The sequence below is a fragment of the Blautia sp. BCRC 81119 genome (assembly GCF_003184505.1).
In the GTDB taxonomy this organism is placed as follows: domain Bacteria; phylum Bacillota; class Clostridia; order Lachnospirales; family Lachnospiraceae; genus Blautia_A; species Blautia_A fusiformis.
In genome coordinates, this window is record NZ_QJHD01000003.1 from 110,387 (window position 1) to 133,785 (window position 23,399).

Annotated in this window: 17 protein-coding genes; 16 read left to right on the plus strand and 1 reads right to left on the minus strand. The window is 40.4% G+C overall.

The genetic code is table 11. From position 1 onward, the window contains the following. Window positions 1-31: 31 nt before the first annotated feature. The 15 genes from DMI82_RS02670 (at window position 32) to DMI82_RS02740 (ending at window position 20,067) form a co-directional block, all read left to right on the plus strand. A complete protein-coding gene (locus DMI82_RS02670) occupies window positions 32-2,413 on the plus strand; it encodes a VirB4-like conjugal transfer ATPase, CD1110 family (protein ID WP_110102473.1) in 2,382 nt (793 codons plus the stop codon). Between the two features lie 27 nt (window positions 2,414-2,440). Beyond that, window positions 2,441-5,281 carry a CD1108 family mobile element protein gene (locus DMI82_RS02675; protein WP_242981800.1) on the plus strand — a complete coding sequence of 947 codons (2,841 nt, stop codon included), beginning with the start codon at window positions 2,441-2,443 and terminating at the stop codon, window positions 5,279-5,281. Window positions 5,282-5,293: 12 nt separating this feature from the next. After that, a complete protein-coding gene (locus tag DMI82_RS02680) occupies window positions 5,294-5,542 on the plus strand; it encodes a DUF4315 family protein (protein ID WP_021652602.1) in 249 nt (82 codons plus the stop codon). Continuing rightward, window positions 5,526-7,022, plus strand: coding sequence for a CD1107 family mobile element protein (locus DMI82_RS02685; RefSeq protein WP_110102438.1), 1,497 nt, complete (start codon window positions 5,526-5,528; stop codon window positions 7,020-7,022). The genes DMI82_RS02680 and DMI82_RS02685 overlap by 17 nt, the downstream gene beginning before the upstream one ends. Window positions 7,023-7,070: 48 nt before the next feature. Next, complete coding sequence (locus DMI82_RS02690) at window positions 7,071-8,459, plus strand: toprim domain-containing protein (protein ID WP_199579959.1); 1,389 nt, start codon at window positions 7,071-7,073, stop codon at window positions 8,457-8,459. Between the two features lie 53 nt (window positions 8,460-8,512). Next, window positions 8,513-13,852 (plus strand): DUF3849 domain-containing protein, encoded by a 5,340-nt coding sequence (locus DMI82_RS02695; protein ID WP_110102439.1) that lies wholly within the window; start codon window positions 8,513-8,515, stop codon window positions 13,850-13,852. Between the two features lie 202 nt (window positions 13,853-14,054). Next, on the plus strand, window positions 14,055-14,324 hold the full coding sequence (locus DMI82_RS02700; RefSeq protein ID WP_330409192.1) for a winged helix-turn-helix domain-containing protein: 270 nt from the start codon (window positions 14,055-14,057) through the stop codon (window positions 14,322-14,324). A 333-nt stretch (window positions 14,325-14,657) separates the two neighbouring features. Continuing rightward, entirely contained in the window at window positions 14,658-14,795 is a 138-nt protein-coding gene (locus DMI82_RS02705; protein ID WP_080633534.1) for a DNA-binding protein, read from the plus strand. Between the two features lie 43 nt (window positions 14,796-14,838). Beyond that, window positions 14,839-15,531, plus strand: a complete 693-nt coding sequence (locus DMI82_RS02710) for a response regulator transcription factor (RefSeq protein WP_110102441.1) — start codon at window positions 14,839-14,841, stop codon at window positions 15,529-15,531. A gap of 5 nt (window positions 15,532-15,536) precedes the next feature. Continuing rightward, window positions 15,537-16,454: a sensor histidine kinase gene (locus tag DMI82_RS02715; protein ID WP_110102442.1), complete on the plus strand. Its 918-nt coding sequence runs from the start codon at window positions 15,537-15,539 to the stop codon at window positions 16,452-16,454. 135 nt (window positions 16,455-16,589) lie between these two features. After that, a complete protein-coding gene (locus DMI82_RS02720; protein WP_015524607.1) occupies window positions 16,590-17,516 on the plus strand; it encodes an ABC transporter ATP-binding protein in 927 nt (308 codons plus the stop codon). Continuing rightward, window positions 17,509-18,294, plus strand: coding sequence for an ABC transporter permease (locus tag DMI82_RS02725; RefSeq protein WP_024738632.1), 786 nt, complete (start codon window positions 17,509-17,511; stop codon window positions 18,292-18,294). Before DMI82_RS02720 ends, DMI82_RS02725 begins: the two co-directional genes overlap by 8 nt. Before the next feature lie 2 nt (window positions 18,295-18,296). Further along, entirely contained in the window at window positions 18,297-19,076 is a 780-nt protein-coding gene (locus DMI82_RS02730) for an ABC transporter permease (protein ID WP_110102443.1), read from the plus strand. Window positions 19,077-19,083: 7 nt separating this feature from the next. Continuing rightward, on the plus strand, window positions 19,084-19,545 hold the full coding sequence (locus DMI82_RS02735) for a hypothetical protein (protein ID WP_110102444.1): 462 nt from the start codon (window positions 19,084-19,086) through the stop codon (window positions 19,543-19,545). Between the two features lie 102 nt (window positions 19,546-19,647). After that, window positions 19,648-20,067, plus strand: coding sequence for a winged helix-turn-helix domain-containing protein (locus tag DMI82_RS02740; protein ID WP_110102445.1), 420 nt, complete (start codon window positions 19,648-19,650; stop codon window positions 20,065-20,067). Between the two features lie 23 nt (window positions 20,068-20,090). Here the strand turns inward: DMI82_RS02740 and DMI82_RS02745 are convergent, their stop codons facing one another. Beyond that, the gene (locus tag DMI82_RS02745) at window positions 20,091-20,570 is read right to left on the minus strand and encodes a hypothetical protein (protein ID WP_227588531.1); all 480 of its coding nucleotides are present in this window, start codon (window positions 20,568-20,570) and stop codon (window positions 20,091-20,093) included. A gap of 697 nt (window positions 20,571-21,267) precedes the next feature. Between DMI82_RS02745 and DMI82_RS02750 the strand changes: the two genes are divergently transcribed. After that, a complete protein-coding gene (locus DMI82_RS02750) occupies window positions 21,268-23,370 on the plus strand; it encodes a penicillin-binding transpeptidase domain-containing protein (RefSeq protein WP_062807811.1) in 2,103 nt (700 codons plus the stop codon). Window positions 23,371-23,399: the final 29 nt, after the last annotated feature.

Genomic DNA, 23,399 nt, shown 5'->3' on the forward strand with positions numbered 1-23,399 from the left:
AGAAGAAAAAAAGCGTCTGAAAGAACTTCGGATGATAAAAGCGGAGAATCAGAAGAAGAGGAAGCCTTTTACAGCGCAGGATACGATTCCATATAAGAAAATATATAAGGATGGTATCTGCAGGACAGATGATAACTATTATTCAAAGATGGTGCAGTTCTACGATATAAATTACCAGTTAGCGCAGAATGATGATAAAGCGGCTATTTTTGAGAACTATTGTGAGTTCCTGAATTCATTTGACAGCTCTGTTGAGGTACAAATTACATTTCTTAATCAACAGGTGAATTTTGATGAGTATGCAAAAAATATTGATATTCCAGAGCAGGATGACTGTTTCAATGATATTCGGAAAGAATATTCGGATATGTTGAAAATGCAGCTTTCCAAAGGAAATAATGGGCTTGTAAAAACAAAATATATTACATTTTCCATTAAGGCGGATAATCTGCGAAATGCAAAATCCAGGCTGGAGAGAATTGAAGCCAGTGTATTGAATAATTTTAAGGTGATGGGAGCCATGGCAGAGCCTTTAAATGGAGTAGAACGTCTGAAAATTCTGCATGATGTGATGAATATGGACACAAAAGAATCTTTCCATTTCCATTATGGGATGGTTGCAAAAACAGGTCTGCAGACAAAAGACTTTATTGCACCTACCGGATTTGATTTTCGTAATGACAGCTATTTTCGGATGGGACAGACTTTTGGATGCGTGTCATATTTACAGATTACATCACCAGAACTTACGGATAAACTGCTGGCAGATCTGCTGGATCTGGAAGAGAATCTTATCATCAATATGCACCTGCGTCCAATTGATCCCAAGGCAGCTATTAAAAGCCTGAAAAGTACGCTGTCAAATATTCAGAAAATGAAAATTGAAGAACAGAAGAAAGCGGTCAGAAGCGGATATGATATGGATATTATTCCAACGGACATTTCTACATACGGAGAGGATGTGGAGGGATTGCTCAATGAAATCCAGTCCAGGAATGAGAAACTTTTTGAACTTACTTTTTTGCTGATGAATACAGCGGACAATAAGAGAAAACTGGACAATATTGTGTATCAGACTGCAGGAATCGCCCAGAAATATAATTGCAATATACGGAGAATTCAATATCAGCAGGAACAGGGACTTGTGGCATCACTGCCACTGGGAATGAACCAGACTGGAATACAGAGAATTATGACTACGACTTCTACAGCAATCTTTGTTCCGTTTACCACACAGGAACTTTTCCAAGGCGGTGAAGCTCTTTACTATGGCTTAAATGCACTGTCAAACAATCTCATTATGGTGGATCGGAAACGATTGAAAACACCTAACGGCCTGATTTTGGGTACTCCTGGTTCCGGTAAGAGTTTTGCAACGAAAAGAGAAATTCTCAATGTTTTCCTGATTACAGACGATGACATTATTATCTGTGACCCGGAGGGAGAATATTTTCCGCTGGTAAATGCCTTAAATGGTGAAGTTATTAAAATCAGTGCAAAAAGTAATGATTACATCAATCCTATGGAAGTGAACCTGGATGTTATTTATCATCCGGAGAAATACAGGATTAATGGCGATGTGGAGGATATTGATACCATTATTGCTGATAAAGCAGAGTTTATCACATCTTTCTGCGAGGTTATTATGAAGAAACCTCAAAATGCAGAATTAAATGGTGATGAGGTTTCCATGATTGACCTGTGTGTAAAAGACATTTATAAAAAATATCTTTACAATGATCCAAAACCGGAAAATATGCCGACTTTGCAGGATTTCTATGAACGTCTGAACTTTTATGCACCAGATAAACCAGCAGCACAGAACATTGCCAACAGTCTGCAGTTGTATGTAACAGGATCGCAGAATGTATTTAACCATCGAAGTAATGTCGATACGCAGAACAGAGTGGTATGCTTTGATATCCGGGAACTTGGAACCACACTACGAAAAGCAGGGATGTTGATTGTCCAGCATATGGTTTGGACAAGAGTATCACAGAACCGCAGCCGCAGGAAATCAACCCGTTATTATGTGGATGAATTTCACCTTTTGCTGAACCAGCCACAGACTGCTAATTATTCTATTGAAATGTGGAAGAGATTTCGTAAGTGGGGTGGAATCATTACAGGAATCAGTCAGAATGTAACAGATTTTCTTGGCTCTCTGGCAGTAGAAAGTATTGTGGGAAACAGTGATTTTATCCTGATGTTAAATCAGCACAGCGGGGATCAGAAGATCCTTGCGGAGAAATTGAATATTTCCAAGCATCAGATTTCTTTTGTAAATAACAGTAATGCAGGAGAAGGGCTGCTTTTTTACGGAAATGTAATCATACCTTTTGCAGACAGATATCCGCAGGATACCAGAACCTATGCTTTGATGAGTACTAAACCGGATGAGATTCAGACTTAACGGACAAAAAAGCAGAGGTGAGGTACATTGGGAAAACAAAAATATACGGCGAAAGAGAAGAAAGTCAGCCGTATGACCAGAAATGGTCTGGTTGAGGAAAATCTTGCAACAAAGGAGACCAGAAAAGTTACAAACAGCGATCAGGAGTTGCCTTATAAACAGAAGGATGTAGAACAGGCATTTATTACTTCTGAAAAGAAGAAAAACTCTCATAAAAAAGCTGAAAAGAAACAATTTTCCGAAAAAGTTCAGGAGGGAAATCCTGCCAAAAAAGAAGAGGCTGCAAACAGTCCTCCGGGAAAACGAAAAACACAGGGACGGTACAGATACCGGGACAAGCCTGCAGGTGTATCTGTGGATTCAGCGGTAGAAATACGTGAGCGCAAAGAAAAACACAGGAGCCAGTATCAGCGACAGAAAAAGAAGCAGCAGAGACTGCAGTTTGGAAAACTGGAGACAGATGGAAGTCTGAAGAAAGAAAAGAAAACTTCGGCTGAAACAGATGGAGGACATTTTCAGGCAGAGAAGAATGATGTTTCTACAAACCGAAAAAAAGGAAAGCAGAAATATAGCCGAAAAACAATAAAAACTTATCAGGAAGTGGATAAGGCTGCAAGAAAACAGGAAGCTGAGAGGCAGAACAAAATTCCGAAAGATTCTGTTTATACCAAGAAAACAAATGAGGAACAGAAAGCAAAGGTAAAGTACCATTTATATTTCGACAAAAAAACAGGGAAAACGGATGGTAAAAAGAAAACCTTGTCTTCTGTTCCAAAGAAAGCATTAAAAAATGCAGTATATCAGAAAGCAGGCGAAGACGAAGAGGAAAACAGTGCTGTAGATGCAGCACATAAGCTGGTGCGTTCAGGTGAGTGGATATTACAGGAACATAGCAGTAGAAATATCCGGAAGAACCGCAGTCAGATACATAAAGAAAACCGTTTAGAGAAAAGAGCCTGGAAGAGTGCATCCAGGTATCAATATCAGAAATATCTGGAAGAACATCCAGAGATGCAGAAAAAGCTGATCAGAAAATTAATACAGAAGCAGAGGATTAAGCGAGAGTATCAGATGGCATACCGGGCTGGGAAGATTGCAAAAGAAACAAAAGACACCTCAATCCGGTCAGTAAATCTTGCTACTAAAATTGCAAGAAAGGCACAGGAAGTATTTGTAAGAAATGTAACTACTCTGATCTCAATGGGGTTGTTATTGATTTTGCTTCTTTCCGTAATGACAGGATTTGCTTCCTGTTCGGCTATGTTTTCTAATGGAATTTCTACGGTAATCGCTTCCAGTTACATTGCGGATCCGGACGAAATTGAAAAAGCAGAGTTGTATTATACGCAGTTGGAAGCCAGTCTTCAACAGAAAATAAACCAGATGGAAGCCCGGTATCCAGGAAAAGATGAATACAGATATAACATTGGTGAAATCGGCCATGATCCTCATACATTGATCAGTTATCTGACTGCCAGTTATGGGGATTTTAAGTTTGATGAGATAAAAGGAGAACTGGAAACAATTTTTTCTTTACAGTACGGAATCACCGTAGAGGAAAAAAGTGAAACCCGGCAGGAAACATCTACAATACAGGTAGGGCAGTCATTGGGAAATGTTGTGACCAGTGGATACTGTAATTGTCCCATCTGCTGTGGCGTGTGGAGTGGAGGACCTACTGCTTCAGGGGCAATGCCACAGGCTAATCATACGCTTGCGGTTGATGCTGCAAACCCATTTCTTCCAATGGGGACGAAAGTAGTGATGAATGGGATTGAGTACACCGTAGAAGATACTGGAAACTTTGCCCAGTATGGTGTCCAGTTTGATGTTTATTATGATAATCACGCAGTAGCTGAGGCACATGGTCATCAGACCTGGGAATGTTTTCTGGCAGAGGGCAATCAGAACTCTGTGGAAGTTACCCGTACAGTAACTGCAGATGTACTGAATGTTTCTGTTCAGGCAAAACCGCTTAGAAGTGTTATTCTGTCCAGAATGGAAGAGGATGAGCAGGAAATTTATGAAGAGGTCTATTCCAACAGAGGAAATTTACAGACATATAAAACTCCGGTTGAGTTAAACTGGTATGCCTATATCAGTACCTATTATGGGTATTCTGTAAACAATGGAACCGGGCAGACACAACTTCACAGAGGTGTGACGATTAATGTACGACAGGGAACAGAAGTGAAGTCAGCGATGAATGGTTTTGTTGTAGATGTAGGATATAGCGGAACTTTTGGAAATTATGTAGTTACGCAGGATAAAAAAGGTGTGCAGATTAAATACGCTTATCTGCAGAGCATTTCGGTAGCAAATGGTCAGGAAGTAACAACAGATACTGTAATTGGTACAACGGGAAGTACAGGAAGTGCAACCGGAAGCCAGTTATATTTGGAACTGGTCAAAGATGGGGAATATTATAATCCTGTTTTTTATATCAGTACCGGAGATAGCGGGCTGTATGTTGGAGGCGGCAGTTATGATGATGAGACTGTGCGGAGATTATTTGCGGAAGCAGACAAATATCTTGGTATGCCGTATGTATGGGGCGGTTCCAGCCCGGAGACTTCTTTTGACTGTTCTGGTTTTGTAAGCTATGTGTTTACCAATTCGGGTGTCTGCAATATGGGAAGACTTACTGCACAGGGAATTTATGACATTTGTATGCCTGTATCACCAGAAGAAGCAAGGCCAGGAGATATTATCTTTTTCACTGGGACGTATGATGCGGGAGAGCCGGTTACCCACGTAGGAATTTATGCCGGAGATGGACAGATGATCCATTGTGGAAATCCAATTCAGTATACGTCCATTAATTCTGCATACTGGCAGTCTCATTTTTATGCTTTTGGCAGGCCATAAGGAGGGGCGTATTTGAACATTGAACGAATAAAAGAAGAACTTGCAAGAACCTACGTTAAGATTGAAAAGCTACAGAAAAAAGCAAGGGATCTGGAAGAACAGAAGAAACAGGCAGAGGATATGGAGTATCTGAAAATTATCCGAAGCAATGGAGTTTCCGCAGAGGAACTTCAGTTGATGATTGATATCAGTAAGGAGGAACAAAAAAAGATATTGGAAACCAGAGAAAAGGAGCAGACAGAAAATGAAGAAATTTCATAAAAGAGCAGCTGTATTTTTAACCGCAGCTACGTTAGCAGGACTTCCGGCAGGAGCTTTCTTTTATAGTTCGCCCGGAAGTCTGACTGTATGGGCAGATAATGTAGAAGTGGAATCATCAGAAGAAAGCAGCCCGGAAGATGTTGATTTTTCAGATGAATCAGAAGCTGAAATTCTTGCAGATCCAGTGGAACAGGCACAGGAAGATGCAGGAAATGATGTGACGGAAACACCGGAAGTAGGGATTACCTTTACAGAACCCGAAGGCTGGCAGACAGATACGGCAACCGTAAAAATTCAAGTGGAAGATACAAAGAATACAGGTGCTTTTTCTATTGCAAAAGTAGAAGCAAGACTTTCAGAAAATGGAGGATGGTCAGACATAACCGGAAATATGGAAGTATCCATCTCTTCTAATTGTAGTGTTTATGTGAGAGTTACCGATCAGAATGGAAATACTTATGAGCAGAATCGTTACATAGAGTGTTTTGATAAAACAAAACCAACTATTATTGCGGCTGCGAAGAACGGGATACTGATCGTGCAGGGAGTTGATGCGGAATCGGGAATTGCTGCTTTGTATGTCAATGGAAATGAATTCACAGAACTGGCGAATAATACATTAAATGTCCGTTTGCAAAAAGCGGATACTTCCTATGAATACTTTACCCTGCAGGCAAAAGACAAAGCAGGAAATATGTCAGAGATCTATAAAGTAGGAAACCCTTATTATGAAAATCCAGATGCAGTAAAAGAGAATACAGAGGTTTCCGGAACGGAGCAGAATGCAGCTTCTTTGCCAGTCGATGGAACTGCAAGTAAGCCCACCAGTGCTACGGCAACCGTAACGGAACATCAGACAACGAACGAGACTGCTACTGCACCAACAGAACCAGAAAACACAGGAAATGAAACGGATACAGAAGCAGATACCGGACGGGTGCAGGGAGAAAGTTCTGCTTCCGGCATGACAACAGGAACAGTTCAGGACAAAGGGGGAAAGGAATTTTATACGATCAAGACAAAAAGTGATAAGGTTTTTTATCTGATCGTAGATAAGGATAAAACGGATGAAAATGTTTATCTTCTTACAGAGGTAGGCGAAAATGATCTGTTGAACTTTACGGATACCAACATGGTCACACTTCCACAGAACCAGGCTATTGCAGAATCCGCACTGCCACTTGAAACAGAGAAGATCACAGAGACACCGGAACCAGAAGTTACGATCATACCGGAAGAAAAGGAAGAACCTGAGAAGAAAAGCAATAATTCCGGCACGATTTTATTAATGCTGCTGGTTCTGGCAGGAGTTTGTGGTGCTTACTATTATTGGAAATTTATGAAAGGAAGAAATACTTCTTTTGATTATGAAGAGGACGAGGACGACGATGAGGAGGAAGATACAATTCGTGAGGATGATGAAGAATTAGAAGAATATGAAATGGAAGGTGAAGTAGAAGACGAAGAATCAGAGGAATAACTTTGTTTCACTTAATTACAGCGACAGGTGCAGAAAGGAGATAGAAAATTGCAGCTTGTAATTGCGGAAAAACCCAGCGTAGCCAGAAACATTGCGAAGGTGCTTCATGCCACAAACGTAAAAGATGGCTACCTGGAAGGAAAAGAGTATCTGGTTTCCTGGTGTATTGGGCATTTGATTGAACTGGCCAGTGCAGATCAGTACCGGGATGACTGGAAAGCATGGAGATATGAGACACTTCCCATGATCCCGGAGAATTGGAAATATCAGATTAAAGAAAGTACCAAAGGGCAGTTTCAGATTTTAAAGGAACTGCTTCACAGAGCAGATGTCACAGAAATTATATGTGCAACAGATCTGGAACAGCAGGAAGGACGTATCTTAAGACAGGGAAACCAGAATGACAAAGTAAAGATATTCCGGTATGTGACGGAGAACACTTTTGATGCGTATATGTGGCAGATTTTGGAGAATAAGCAGAAGTTCATCAGCCAGATCATGACCAGTAAATCCCCGGTCAGGGCTTGTGAAGATGTGGATGATACGGCACTGTCCTATGCGGAAATAAAGGCACTTGCCACAGGCAATCCGTACATTAAAGAAAAAATGGATCTGGATGTGCAGGTGAGTAAGCTAAAACTTCTAAAGGCAAACCATACCAGTCAGATTTACCGTCTGGAATCCGATATTGCAAAGAATTTCCCGGTACAGATCAGTGCATTGAAAGAGCGGATTGCCGGGATGCAGATAGATTCCCAGGTAGTAAAAAGCGTGGATTTACAGGATAATGACACGTTTGCCATGACAGTAGGAAATGTCCTTTATGAAGATAAGAAAGAAGCAGGCGAGGCATTGATCGCTGCCTGTGCAGGACTAAAAACCGTTAGCACCGGTGGAAAGGTCGGGGAATATCATGGGTTTACGTTATCTGCTTCCTACAATATGTTCTCCAATGCATTTGAACTGACGGTCAAAGGGAAATGTTCTTATAAGCTGGAGATCGGAAAAGACCCGGTAGGAAATATGCAGCGTATCCATAACACCCTTTTTTCCATTGACAGGAAGCTGACGGAAAGTGAGCAGAAATTGGAAACCGTACAACAGCAGCTTGCGACTGCACAGGAAGAGGTAAAGAAACCATTCCCGAAAGAAGCAGAGCTGAATGAAAAGATGGAACGGTTATCCGAGTTAAATGCGTTGCTGAACATGGATGAAAAGGGCAATGAGACGATTATGGCAGATGAGGATATTGGCAGAGAAGGAAGTAGCACAGATAGCAGGGATGCTGTAGAAGAAAAAGAACTTTCGGAAACAGCAGACAGAATCCATAAGCCATCTATTCTGGAACGCTTAAAGCAGGAGAAGGCACAGCAGAATACAGCGGAACAGCCACCTGTACAGAAAGCTGCAAAGAAAAAACATGAACAGGAGTTATAAAAGATTTCCCGTCAGAGTTTTCTCTGGCGGGACATAAAATGGAGGGTTTGTTTATGGCAAATAATATAGAAAAACAGTTAAAAGAAATATCGGAACGGCTGGAACAGGGAGTAAAGGAAATCTTTACTTCGGAGAGATATACCGAATATCTGAATACCATGTCAAAGTTCCACAATTACAGCTTTAATAACACGCTGCTGATCACCATGCAGAAACCGGAAGCAACACTGGTGGCAGGCTATCAGGCATGGCAGAAGAAATTTAACCGTCATGTAAAACGTGGAGAGAAAGGAATCCAGATCATCGCACCAGCACCGATACGGGAGAAACAGGAGATTGAAAAGATCGACCCGGTAACAAAAGAGCCTGTGATCGGGGATGATGGACAGCCGGAAACAGAGATTGTGGAGATGGTGATACCGAGATTCCGCATAACGACAGTGTTTGATGTCAGCCAGACAGAGGGAGAACCGATCGCAGAACTGGAGGTGCCGGAGCTTACCGGAAGTGTACAGTTTTATGATACGTTCATGCAGGCATTGCAGAATATTTCTCCTGTACCGATCCGTATGATGAATGTGGAAGGGGAAGCAAAAGGCTATTATCACCAGACAGAAAAATATATTGCGATAAAGGAAGATATGAGTAATGTCCAGACGATGAAAACCGGAGTCCATGAAGTGAGCCACGCATTGCTGCATGACCGGGAAGTAATGGATGCGGAAGGCGTCTTAAAAGACCAGACAACAAAGGAAGTGGAAGCAGAAAGTATCGCTTACATAGTCTGCAACCATTTTGGTCTGGATACTTCAGAATATTCGTTTACCTACATCGCCAGCTGGTGCGAGAGCAGGGATATGAAGGCGTTGAAAGCATCAATGGATACCATACGAAAAACATCTTCAGAAGTCGTTGAGAATATCGAGGCACAGATGCACGAGTTGGAAATGGAAAGACCAATCCGGGATACCTTCCATAAGGAAGATTTGATCCTGCATCTTTCGGGCAGCATGGGTTCCGAGTTTACTTATAATCTGATCGAAAATATGAGCAGGGAACAGTTAGAACAGAATGTGGAAGAATATGTCAGCCTTCTGGAAAGTGGTGAGATAGAGGAGAATGAGAAACCTCTGGAAAGTTTTCTGGAAGAAAAAGGTGCTACCGTCACACCACTGTATGACAGCAGTGGGCACGGAGAGAACTATCCGATTGATTTTTATGATGTGGAGTATGATGCTGACATAGGAGTTACTTCTTTTTCTGATCTTTCTCCGAAAGAGCAGGCAGAGATGATCGTGCAAAAAGCAGAGTTTCCAAGAAATATTTTTTCAGAAGAAGAAAAGGCATTTGTAAATGAATATGCGGAAACTTTCCCCGGACAGGTGGAAAGACTGAATGACCTGGTATGGGATATGAGAGAATCTTACGATGAAGCTGGTTCAAAGCTGGTGTATGAAGTGATTCAGGCAGCAAGGGCAAACTTCCCAGCCAAGGAACCAGAGATTGCAGAAGAAACAGCCATGCAGTATGCTCACCGTCTGATTGAAACGGCAGAAGCTGCCAATACGGGAAACTTCACAGATTCCCAGAGAAATCTTATTGTGAATTTTGCATATAAGATGGATGACAAAGACCAAGTGCTTGGACTGGTGAACCGTATGATGACTGCAATCCGCAGACCGGGAAGTGAATATACGAGAAGCCTTATGAATGAAACACAGGCACAGATTGACAATTTCCCAGATGGCATGATCGGTTTTACGGAAATGCACGAGGCAGGAATCCAGTTAGACCATATGCTACCGCTTACGAAAGACCGGGCATATGAATTATACCGTGGAGGGGCAGAAATTTACATCTTATATGGAAATCTAGAGAATCCACAACGGGTAGAACAGGTGCTTGTGGAGACGGAAAATGAGATTTTTGGATATGACGGTATCTTTGGAATCACAGAAACAGAATGGGAAGTCCAGAAAGAAAGAGAAGTCTCTGCCACAAAACAGGAAGCACTGGAACGGCAGAGTGCAGAAAAGATTGATGAGACACTTCTTCTGCATGGAGAAAGCAGAAGGTTTGCCATTTATCAGATGGATAGTGGAGATGAGCATACCTATCAGTTTATGGGAATGGAATCTGCAAAGAACCTGGGCTATACCATTGATGGAAAGGATTACCGGATGGTTTATGCAGCACCGTGGATGCCAACAATCACGTTAGACAATATATTTGAACGATTTAACATTGATCGACCGGAAGATTTCCGTGGTCATTCCTTATCGGTAAGTGATGTGATCGTGATAAACAGGGGTGCAGAGATCACAGCCTATTATGTAGATTCTTTTGGATTTCAGAAACTTCCGGAGTTTGTCCAGCAGAGAATGAACATGCTGGAACATAATTCCGTCAGGGCATATCCGCCAGTTTATAAAGAAACATTGGAACAGGCAATGGGAGAACGGGATGTAGATGCCTATCTGGATTCCAGAAAGTTAAACCTGGACTGCAAGAAAGCAATCGAGGATGTTATCCGGGAGAATTTTGACGGACTGCACTTAAAGCAGGGTGCGGCAAAAGAAGTCGTGGAACGCTTTGGGGAAGAACGTATGAATTTTGTTATGGCAAACACCATCCGTGAACTTTCTCATGATGGAAGATTTTCCAGACAGAACAAAGACTGGGCGGAGCATATCGAAATCCCGGAAAATATCAGCCGGGGCAGAAATCTGAACCTGGATTATGTGATTGAAAGCCACCCGGCAGTTTTAGATGGGTTTATCGACATGGCAAGAGCTGAGATCCGGATGCAGAGGATAGAACAGGCGATAGGAGAAAACGAAGTGACGATCACAGCAGAGACAAGAGGATATGAAGCAGAAGGACATAACGGGACATGGCATACGGTTGATAAAAAGGAATATGCTGGGGAAAAGTTTTTCTTAATGGAACATGATGAATTTGACTCCGATGTGGCTGGCATTATCGTAGCAGAAAATGGACAGCTTGTAGCGGAGGACCTATGGAATGGATTTGATGAAGGAGCGTTAGAAGCTGTATCAGAATATCTGCAGGAAAATGGAACAACACTTTATGATTTGACGGAATTCCCGAAAGATTCTGTTGTAACCCTGCGGAGTGGACAGGCACTTACAATCGAAGAAATACAGGCAGTACAGAAAGACATATGGGAAGAAACGATGGCAGGAAAAAATGAATCGGGAACAGATGTCCGGTTTAATTTTCATGCAGTCAGTGAGGTGCAGCTGCCGGAAGGCATAAAGTTAAAAATGCCAGAGATTCATTACATTGATAATTTTTATGTGATGGAAGATGTAAATGCAGAGGGTGTAGTAAAAGTAAATCGGTATGAATCACTGGATGAAGCGATGCAGGAATATTTACGTCTGCCAAATCATCAGAAAAAAGTGCTTGGTATCCAGAATACGGAAACGATGCAGGAAAGCATGGATTTTATCCGATGTGAAAACGGGATAGATCGGCTGACCCATGCGTATGAACAGATCGGAGGGTGGCTGAATCCAGAAATATATGAAGCGGTAAATAAAATGGAAAACATGCTGGACTGGAATGAGGTACAGATTGCATATCAGATTGGAAAACAATACTTTACAATCCAGACCGCAGAAGATGGCTATGACTATACATTTTACAATGAAGATTATCAGGAGGATGATGGAGGAATCTATGACAATCCGACAATCTATGTGGATGAAGCTGCCAGTGATATTTTAGAAGATAAAGGGTACTCACTGGAAGATGCAAAAGTAGTGGATTATGAAGAACTGATGGCAGATGTGGAAGAAGTTCAGGAAGAACAGATGCAGCGGATACAATTAGAAAAGAACTGCCCGGCAAGTATTTTTGAAGGATTTCGCAGAGAAGAAGCACTGCAAACCTATGAGGGAATCGCAATGCAGTTTACCAGGAGTAAAGGGTATCTGACCATACAGGCAACAGAAGAAGGATATTCTTTTATTTTTTATGACTTTGACCTGCATGAAATCCAGAGTGGTGATTATGATAATCCCGACGCATTTATCCAGGAAGCCGCTTATGAAATTCTTAAAAGTGAGAGAATGGATGACATGGAATGTGTCAAAGTGGATTATAAAGAATTTGAGAAAATGACGATCCAGCATTCTAAAGATTTATTGCAGGAGGGGGAACTTCGTGTGACTTCTGAGATTGGAAGAAATGAACTGGCATTAAATAGCCTGAGCAGGGCAGAAGTAGAAAGAGGGGTTCTGTATCATGCACAGGCAGTATTAGAAGATATGGGAATGGAACAGGAGGTAGAGCTGCTTGCTGCAAGAGTGTATGGTTCCAGAAGCAGACAAGACCTTTACCGGGAAGATTCTGACCTTGATATAGCTCTTTCCTATAAAGGTGATATTCGAGAAGATAGCTTTTTCAATGCCTTAAATGAATCTGGTATAGCGATGGCAGGAATCCAGGTGGACATTAACCCGATAGCAGAGGAGCGAATCACTCTGGCAGAGTATATAAAAGAATCTGAAAAATATCTTGACCAGCAGGAGATTAAAAAGCTCGCTGCGGATCTGGATAATTTTAGTTATGACGTTGATACCTATGAGTATAACGATACGATTGAAAATAGAGAAGAACAGGTGGAAAAACTCACGGAGGATATTTTGAATAAGAAAACAGAAGCTATCAAGGACTGGCTGCTTGAGGTATCCGAGGAATCCGATATAGACAGCGATGTGATAACTGCCCGTTCTTTACTTTCCCGTTTGGAAGATACAGAGCGACTTTCTATCTTTGACAAACAGCCAGAACAGGAACAGCCAGAAGCCACGATCAGTTTTTATGTCGCAGAGTGCATGGAGTTTCCGGTCATGGGAGAGTACCATAACAACCTTACTTTAGAAGAAGCCATTAAAATATATGAGAGCATCCCGTCAGAACGGTTGCATGGAATCAAAGGAATCGGATTTGATCTGCAAGATGGCGATGAAGATTATTCTGGGGAATATGGACTCATGAGTGGAGACAGGATAGACAGGGATCTGATTGATATGATTCCACATTATAAGGAGAGTCCATTGGTACAGAAAGCAATCAACGATATGGAAAAATATCTGAATGAGAAACATGGAAAAGTGCAGGAAGCAGAACAGACCGTGGAAGTGAAACAGGAAGTTTCAGAAACACCAGTCAAGAAAGAATCCGTATCAGTAGAACCGAACCAGACGCAAAAGAAAGAGCCTGTAAAGGGCGAAAAAGGAGAACTGAAAAAATCTGTGCTGCAGTCGTTAAAAGAGTTCCAGGCAAGAGTAAAAGCACAGGAGCAGAAAGAAATGGCAACTGAAAAATCCAAAGCACATAAGAAGGGGGATGTAGAATTATGATGGATCTGGCAATGAACTTTGATACAGACGAATGTTTAGTGACCGCAATGTTTGATAAAGGCAACCGAAATGATACGATGGAAGAGGAACACATCAGATATTATCATGCGTAGATGAAAAAACAAAAATTTTCAAACAAGACATTGTTGAAAATAAAAACCTGTGCTTTGAGGGACTAAGTATAGACAAATATAGGCGAGTAGTGATCCATGGTGAAACTGAAATTGAATTGACTTATACAGAATTTGAAATCTTATTGCTATTAGCACAAAATGCCGGAATAGTGTTCAGTAAAGAGCAGATTTACGATTGTGTCTGGAAAGAACCATATTTTGGCGATTATAATATTGTTATGAGTCATATCCGTAACCTACGTGAGAAAATAGAAGATAATCCAAGTAAACCAATGTACATACAGACAGTGTGGGGAGTTGGGTATCACTTTAATAAAAATTTAAGCAGTGGTCTGTGAAAATATTCCAGATCACTGCTTATTTTTCCTTTTTAACACCCAAGAGATATTCACAAGGTACATGAAAAAATTTAACTAATGATACAGACGGCGTGAAAAGTCAAGATATTCTAGCGGAAAATTGAAGAAAATCAGAAGAATGCCAGGAAGACTTTCCTATGGAAATTTAATCGTACAGACGTTAGGAAAGTGTGGGAAATTTCGTCTGTGTCATGACATAGGAAGTGTTTGCTAGGTATCCTTTCATGCACTCCCGAAGGATGTGCCAATGTAGAAGGCATATGATTGTATTATTCGAAAGAACGAATTATAATAATATTCGGAGGAATGGATATGGATTATATGATATTAAAAGAAGCTAGTGCAAAATGGGGAGTAACACCTCGTTGGATAAATTATTTTTGCTCTGGTGGACGTATTCCAGGACCTGTAAAGATGGGAATGGTTTGGCTGATACCAAAATCAGCATAAAAACCTGTGGATGGTCGGACAAAACAAGGGAGAGAATTGTACCATGAATAGAATTTTGATTATAGATGATGACAGAGAACTGTGTGCCTTAATTAAGCGCAGCGTACAAACGGAAAATATAGCAGCCGATTTTTGTAATACCGGAAAAGAGGGCTTGCAGAAATTAAAAGAGCAGGAATATCAGCTTGTAATACTGGATGTGATGATGCCCGGTATGGATGGGTTTGAAACACTGGAAGAAATCCGCAAAGAGCATAGTTTGCCAATTTTAATGTTCACATCCAAAAATGACAGCATTTCTAAGGTGCGGGGGTTACGGGCCGGAGCGGACGATTATCTGACAAAGCCGTTTGATATGGATGAGCTGATTGCCCGTATTGTGTCCCTCATTCGCCGTTACACTCGCTTTAATCAGCAAGCCGGAACGATGCAAAAGTTGAATTTTGATGGATTACAAATTGACCTTGAAAATCGTTCCGTTACTACGGGAAACGGCACTTTTGAACTTCCACCAAAGGAATTTGATTTGCTGCTCTATTGTGTAAAAAATCAAGGAAGGATTTTAACAAAGCAGCAGATTTATGAAGAAGTATGGGGTGAAGAATATTTCTATGATGACAGTAACATTATGGCGATTATCAGTCGGCTTCGTAAAAAATTAGAAGTCAACCCCTCCAGTCCAAAGTACATCCAAACTGTCAAAGGGATCGGTTATCGCTTTAACAAGGAGGTGTAGTCAGCATGGAAATCATCATATTCTTGTCCATTGTGATTGCTGTTGTGGCTGTATTGACTTCCATCGTTCTCGTTCGGCGTATAAAAAAACAAATAGCAGAAATGACCGATGCATTGGTTGATGTGAAAAATGGAAATGGCAATCGGCGTATTTTGTCTGCAACAAATGAACTAACAGCCCCTCTTGCCTATGAAATCAATGAGATCGTTGTGGCTTATGAAAGCAGGCTTTCTGCTGTGCGACAGACGGAAGAAACCAACCGCCAGCTTATGACAAGCCTTTCTCACGATGTTCGGACGCCTCTTACCACTCTGATCGGGTATCTTGATGCTGCACACAAAGGTATTGTCACGGGAAAAGACCGGGATGATTATATTGAAACTGCTCGCCGGAAAGCCCACGATCTGAAAGAATATATTGATGTGCTTTTTGACTGGTTCAAGTTAAATTCCAACGAGTTTGCTTTGGAAATCCAGAGCATTGAGGCCGCAGAGTTTACAAGGAATATCCTGATTGACTGGATACCGATTTTTGAGGATAAACAGGTTGATTATGACATTGATATTTCCGAACAGCCTGTCCGGGTAAGATTGGATATAGACAGCTATATGAGAATCATCAATAATCTCATTCAAAATGTCATCGCTCATAGCCATGCGGACAAAATTAAAATCTCCCTATCGAAGAAGGAAAACAGCATGGAGCTGCTGCTGGCAGATAATGGAGTTGGAATTGAGAAAGAAGATTTGAAACACATTTTTGAACGGCTTTATAAGTGCGATAAAGGTCGGTCTGAGAAAGGTAGCGGTCTTGGTCTTTCCATTGTCCATCAACTTGTAGAAAAAATGGGCGGAAGCATAGCTGTTGAAAGTATACCGGGAAAAGGAACTGAATTTTCTTTGCGTTTTCCCTTGGAGATTTAAGCGGGTTCCCGTCCTTGTGACGGGAACTTTTGTTTATTTTATCGGATTTCAAATTGCAAGGTTAATGCAAGGTTGTGGCAAGGTTAATGCAAGGTTGGCGTGATAGAATACCTTACAGAACAGGAGGTTTTGAATATGGATTCAAATTATATTATTGAAACAAAAAATCTGACAAAGCAATACGGCTCACAAAAGAGTGTGGCGGACTTAAATATCCATGTCAAGCGTGGGAGAATTTATGGTCTGTTGGGTAGAAACGGAGCCGGAAAAACCACAACCATGAAAATGCTGTTGGGTCTAACGAAGCCGACTTCCGGTGAGGTCAAAATCTGGGGAAAGTCTTTGCAGGGAAATGAAAAGAAATTGCTGCCCCGCATTGGAAGTTTGATTGAGTCCCCTGGTTTTTATCCCAATCTGACCGGTACGGAGAATCTGCGTATCTTTGCTACCCTGCGTGGAGTACCAAACAACCATGCCATCAAAGACGCTCTGGATTTAGTCGGACTTCCTTACAAGGATAAAAAGCTGTTTTCGCAATACTCTCTTGGTATGAAGCAGCGGTTGGCGATTGCCCTTGCAGTCATGCACGATCCGGAACTTTTAATTTTGGACGAGCCTATCAACGGGCTTGACCCTATCGGTATTGCAGAAGTACGCTCTTTTATCCGTGAGCTTTGTGACGCAAGAGGAAAAACCATTTTAATCTCCAGTCACATTCTTTCGGAGATTTCCTTGCTGGCTGACGATATTGGAATTATTGACCACGGTGCACTGCTGGAAGAAGAAAGCCTTGCTGAGTTGGAGCAAAAAAGCAGTAAACATATCCGGTTTACGATCTCTGATACTGCACAGGCGGCAAGAATTTTGGAACGCAATTTCCATGAAACCCATTTTTCCATACAAGACGACCACAATCTGCGTCTACACAATATGGAGCTGCCTGTGGGGAAAATTGTAACTGCTTTTGTAGAAAACGGATTGGAGGTATCAGAAGCACATACCTGTGAAGAAAGTCTTGAAGATTACTTCAAGCGTGTGACAGGGGGCGAAGGAATTGCTTAAACTAATCAAATGCGAATTTTTGAAATTGAAACGGAAGAAATTTATTCCGCTGATTATTCTGGCTGCGTTCCTGTTTCCAATCCCGCTGACTTATCTGATGACAACGCCCTCTATGATGGAGCGATATACGGATCGGGCAGATGCTTTCGATGGACTATTTAACATGGTGTTGGGATATGGTATCCAGTTTTTACTGCCCTGCATTATCGGAGTGATTGCCGCCATCCTGTTTTTTATGGAACGCGACAACGATACATTCAAAAATTTGCGTACAATTCCAGTAACCAGCACGCAAATGGTACTTGCAAAGATCATTGTCCTTTTTATCTTTGGAATTGTTTTTTGCGTGGCTTCTACTATTGCAACAATTCTTTGCGGAATTGGAACATTAGAAGTTTATGGAATTGGTTATAAGCTGTTTTTGGCGGTTGAAACGGGGATCTTCATTACAGCAGGAACACTCCCGTTGATTGTCCTTGTTGTCTTTTTCAGTAAGACCTATGTTTTTTCCATTTTGCTGTGTGTCTTTTACAGCGTTCTGAACATGAGTGCTACGGCATTGTTTGACACATTGCCTAAAACCATGTTATGGCTTCTGCCCACGCCACTGACTACATTTTGGAGTGCGGGAGATATGGCGGCTCATGGAATAAAAATGGACTTGGAGCAAATGACAGGGCTAATTCCTTCAACATTTCAAGTTGTATTCATTCTTGGAATCATGGCATTCGTTTCGTTCTTACTGATTGACAGATTATATAAGCAGAGGGGGGAATAAACATGGTTCGCATTGTAAAAACAGAATTTTATAAATTGAAAAGGTATCATATCCTTTGGGCGGGCGTTGCACTCATGCTTCTATCCGTCCTGCTGACCTTGTTTACCTCTATGGCGAATGATGGTTCCGTTTGGGATTTCGCCTATCTTACAGAACAGGTCATCAAAAACAATATGTCCATGATTTTTCCGATGTGTATCAGCCTAATTGCTGGATATATGATTTCTCGTGAGCAGACGGATGACACACTGAAAAATATTCTGACTGTGCCGATTTCTTTTAAGAAGCTGCTGACCGGAAAATTGATTGTGTGCGGCGTATTGTCTATTATTTTCGGGCTGATATGCAGCTTGTTTACAATCATAGCGGAAATGATTGTGGGATTTCCAGGCTTTGAGATTTCCTTAGCTCTAAAAGCAGCCTTGCAGATTACTGCGGTTAATTTCTTTTTATATCTTGCGGTTCTGCCGATTATCGCTCTTACTTGTCGGAGGACAGGTAGCTTTTTAGTCGGTGTAATCATTGCTTTTGTCTATGGATATGGAGGGATGTTTGCCGCAGGAAATATGACATTAGCAAACCTTTATCCGATTACCGCAAGTCTTGGAATGGTAGGCTACCGCAGCTATGATACCGCAGTCAACTGGAATATCGGAAGCTGTTCTTGCAGTCTTGTGCTTGCTGTTGTTATTTCTGCCATCTTGATTTTGTGCATGAAAGAGCGAGAAGCAACCCAAACAAAGAAAAAGGCCAAAAAGGTAGCACCAAAGAAAGGCTGGTGATGATTTTATTAAGAAAATAGTTTTAGCATTGGCATTTGTCCTTTTGGGAAGTTTTATGATTTCTGGCTGTTCAAAAGATGAAATTCTCAATCATTATAATAATATCGTTCAGTCGGCTGGAGTCATAGAGCTTACAGGAAAGTTATCTTTGGAAGGAACAAAAGAAAAAGGGATTGATGATTATACGGGAACTTATACGGCTGATTATGAGAATTTTTCAGATTCAGAGTATTTGTTTGGAGGAACTTCTATAAAGCGAGAAGCTGGTAAGGATTTGTCTATTGATTGCACTTTGGAGGTTGCGGAGGGAACTGCAAAAGTATTTTGGATTTCTGGAGCTGATGAAGTAGTCACTTTGCTTGAAACAACCGGAACTTATAGTGACACAATTACACTTCCTGATGGCGGAAATTATGTCGGCATTGAGTGTGAGGAATTTACTGGAAACATTGAATTGAATATTGAATAATCTTTAGCTGTGTGATGGTAAAAGAAAAATGTCACAGTACGGCAGATTTGTTTTAGTTAAAAGTTTATGCATAAAAAATAAAGTAGGTGATTACATGGGAAAATGTTAATACTGACATTTGAAGATAGTGAGGAAGAAATCCTGAATCATATAATATCCTGTGTCAATACGGGAGCAAGAGTATTTCAAGTAATTGAAAATGCAAAAACAAATTTGAGTTATGGAGATATTGTTATTTTGTTGGATAAAAGAGAATTATTTCGAAAGCAGGAAAAAATAGATTTATCTTTTATAGAGTTTGAAATTTTGCATTTATTAATGCGAAGTCCTGGAAGAGTGTTTAGTAAAGAACAAATATATGATATAATCTGGAATGAACCCTATTCGGGTGATTACAATGTTGTTATGCGACATATCTGCAACATTAGAGAAAAGATAGAAGATGATCCTGGACATCCGGTATATATACAAACGGTGCGCGGTGTAGGATATCGGTTTAACGGAAATTTAGGCAGCGAGTGAAATCGCTGCCTATTATTATGGTTTTACAAAGAAGGAAGTTTGTTATGAGAAGATCTTTGTATTTCAGGAGCATCCTGTTTGAGATATTTGGACAGGTTTTGATGTATCAATTCCAACTCTTTTATTTCTTGCTTAAAAGAAACGTATTGAGTATTTAGTGATTCCTTTCTGGAAATAAGATCTGCAATTTGCTCTTGTAACTTATCGGAATTAAGATGCTTCAGATCCATGCCATTTTCCTGTAAAATATGTTCAGCACCCGCGAAAAGAATAATTTGAGATTCATATTTACGGAAATAACGATCTGGATCTTTGGAGCTTTTATAATGGTCGTCGTAAATTTTATTTTTCTGATATTGTTCGGCATATTTTAGCATTTCTCGAAGATGGCGTATCTGAGACTCGAGAGAAACAACAGAGGTATTTACCTCTTTTTGCTGCATATGTAACAAGGCTATGCGGTCTTCAAGTTCTGAAAAATTATGTAGATTATGTGTGAACATCTTGTTATATTCAGCAGAGACAATTTTTAAATTTGAGAAGTGTTAACAGGTATATATTGGAAGAATTCAGCCAGGGGAACTCTGGCTGATATAAAAACACATCTGCAGAAATAGTGACTGAAGAAATTTTGAGTAGTGGAATTGGGAAGAAGTATTTAGATACTATAATAAAGAGATTAGCTGGCTTGTATACTAACAGAGAGGACATAGTAAACAGATTTGCGTTATTATCAGGGATTGTAGGGAGATTCCGAAGAGCTTTTGTTCAGATGATGAAACAATAGGATTGGTACAGGAAATATATGGAACAAAAGTTAATAAAGGGATTTGTTGCGTTTTCTGCTATAATAATCTGCCAGCAAAGAATGTGTTGTCTGAATATGTTTGTGATTATAAGAAACGAGCAGGGTTATTTCAAAGATCAGCAGATTTAGAGTAGTTCTTTTTTTTCTGAGAGAAAATTAAAAATCGTTTTTGGTTCTTCTGGAGAGTGATTATAGCGTTTGGGAAACATCCGGAGAAACCATTACCTCAGAGTGTCGTAAAGTTCTTTATCAAAGAAGGCTTTGAGATGCCCTTTCTTTTTTATGCAAATCTTTTCTCTTGTCTACATATATAAACCTAAGAAAAAGCTTGACGTTTAAATATTACAAGTGTAATATTTAAGGAAATATGAAAAAAGGAGAAATAAAACTATATGAGAAAAAAGAAAAGAAAAAAACACACGAAGATTATTACAAAAATAGTTTTATTTAGCGGTATATTGATTGGTGGTGGAATCGGTATTGTAACAATAATGAATTGTAATGTTCCTGAAAAAAGACTAATGGAATATATGAAATATATTGAAAAAGGGGAATATGAGCAAATGTATGCCATGCTGGATCAGAAAAAAAGCAGCATGAACAGTAAGGAAGAATTTATAGAACGAAATTCTAAAATATATGAAGGCATTGAGATGTCTGATCTGTCCATAACCGATATTACAGTAAAAAGACAAGAAAACGGAAATGCGGCAGTTTCCTATACAACAAATATGCAGACTGCTGCAGGAAATGTAGAATTTACCAACGATGCGGTATTTTCACATGATTGGACAGGATATCATTTAATCTGGCAGGATCAGTTGATTTTTCCAGAGTTATCTGCAACGGATAAAGTTCAGGTAACGTCAGAAGAGGCAAAGAGAGGAGATATTTTAGACAGAAATGGTCGTCAGTTGGCTGGAGAGGGAACTGCATCTTCGGTAGGAATTGTTCCGGGCAGGATGGAGAACAGAGAAGATACAATAAAAAAACTGGCAGAGTATCTTGGAATTGGAGCAGACGAAATTGAGGATAAGTTAAAAGCCGGTTGGGTAAAAGCAGATTCTTTTGTACCAGTAGCAACAATTCCTAAAATACAAGAGGTCGATCTTTTGACAGTGAATCCGGATAAAACTGTTCTGGAAGAAAAAGAAAAGCAGGACACATTATTGAAGATTCCAGGTATTATGTTATCTGATGTAAAAGTACGAACTTATTATCTAAAAGAAGCTGCCTCTCATCTGGTAGGGTATGTACAGGCGGTTACAGCCGAAGATTTGCAGGAACATAAAGGGGAAGGGTATCGTACAAACAGTGTGATTGGAAAGACTGGACTGGAAACGCTTTATGAAAAAGAACTAAAAGGAACAGATGGGTGTGAAATCTGTATTGTAGATGCAAATGGAAATAAAAAAAGTGTTATTGCATATGAGCCTAGAAAAGATGGAGAAGATATCCATACTACGATTGATGGTGATCTTCAAAGTACTCTTTATGAACAATTTAAAGAAGACAGAGGATGTTCTGTAGCTTTGAATCCTTATACAGGGGAAGTATTGGCGTTGGTAAGTACGCCATCTTATGATAATAATGATTTTGTACGTGGAATGGACAACAGCCAGTGGAGTGCATTAAATGAAAATGAAGACAGGCCTTTATACAACCGCTTTCGCCAGACATGGTGTCCTGGCTCAACTTTTAAACCTGTAATTGCTGCAATTGGATTAAAAGTGGGGGCATTTACTGCAAATGACGATTTTGGAAATGAGGGTCTGGCGTGGCAGAAAGATTCCTCGTGGGGAGATTATACAGTGACTACACTTCATGATTATGAACCTGTGATCTTGAAAAATGCGCTTATTTATTCAGATAATATTTATTTTGCAAAAGCAGCATTAAAAATTGGTGCGGATCAACTGATGCAGTCTCTAAATCAAATAGGATTTAATCAGGAACTTCCATTTGATATTAAAATGTCAGAGTCCCAATATTCTAATATGGACAAGATAGAAACAGAAATCCAGCTTGCTGACAGTGGGTATGGACAGGGACAGATTCTGGTAAATCCTTTGCATCTTGCAAGCATTTATACGGCTTTTCTAAATGATGGAAATATGATAAAGCCATATCTTCACGCGGATGGTGGAAGCACTTCCAGTGAAATCTGGATAAAAGATGCTTTTTCACCACAAATTGTTTCGGAGGTTATGGAGGGGTTAGAGGGTGTAGTGAATAACCCGGAAGGAACTGGTTATGGAGCATGCCGGGAAGACATTAGATTAGCAGGAAAAACCGGAACAGCGGAACTGAAAGCTACAAAAGAAGATACATCTGGAACAGAAATTGGCTGGTTTACAGTTTTTACTACAGATAGAGATACAAAGAATCCTATTTTGCTCATCAGTATGGTAGAGAATGTGAAAGATATTGGAGGAAGCGGTTATGTGGTGGAAAAGGATAAGGCGATACTGGATGAATATCTTGGTAATGAATAATTTTTACCTTTAAATATTACAAATGTAAG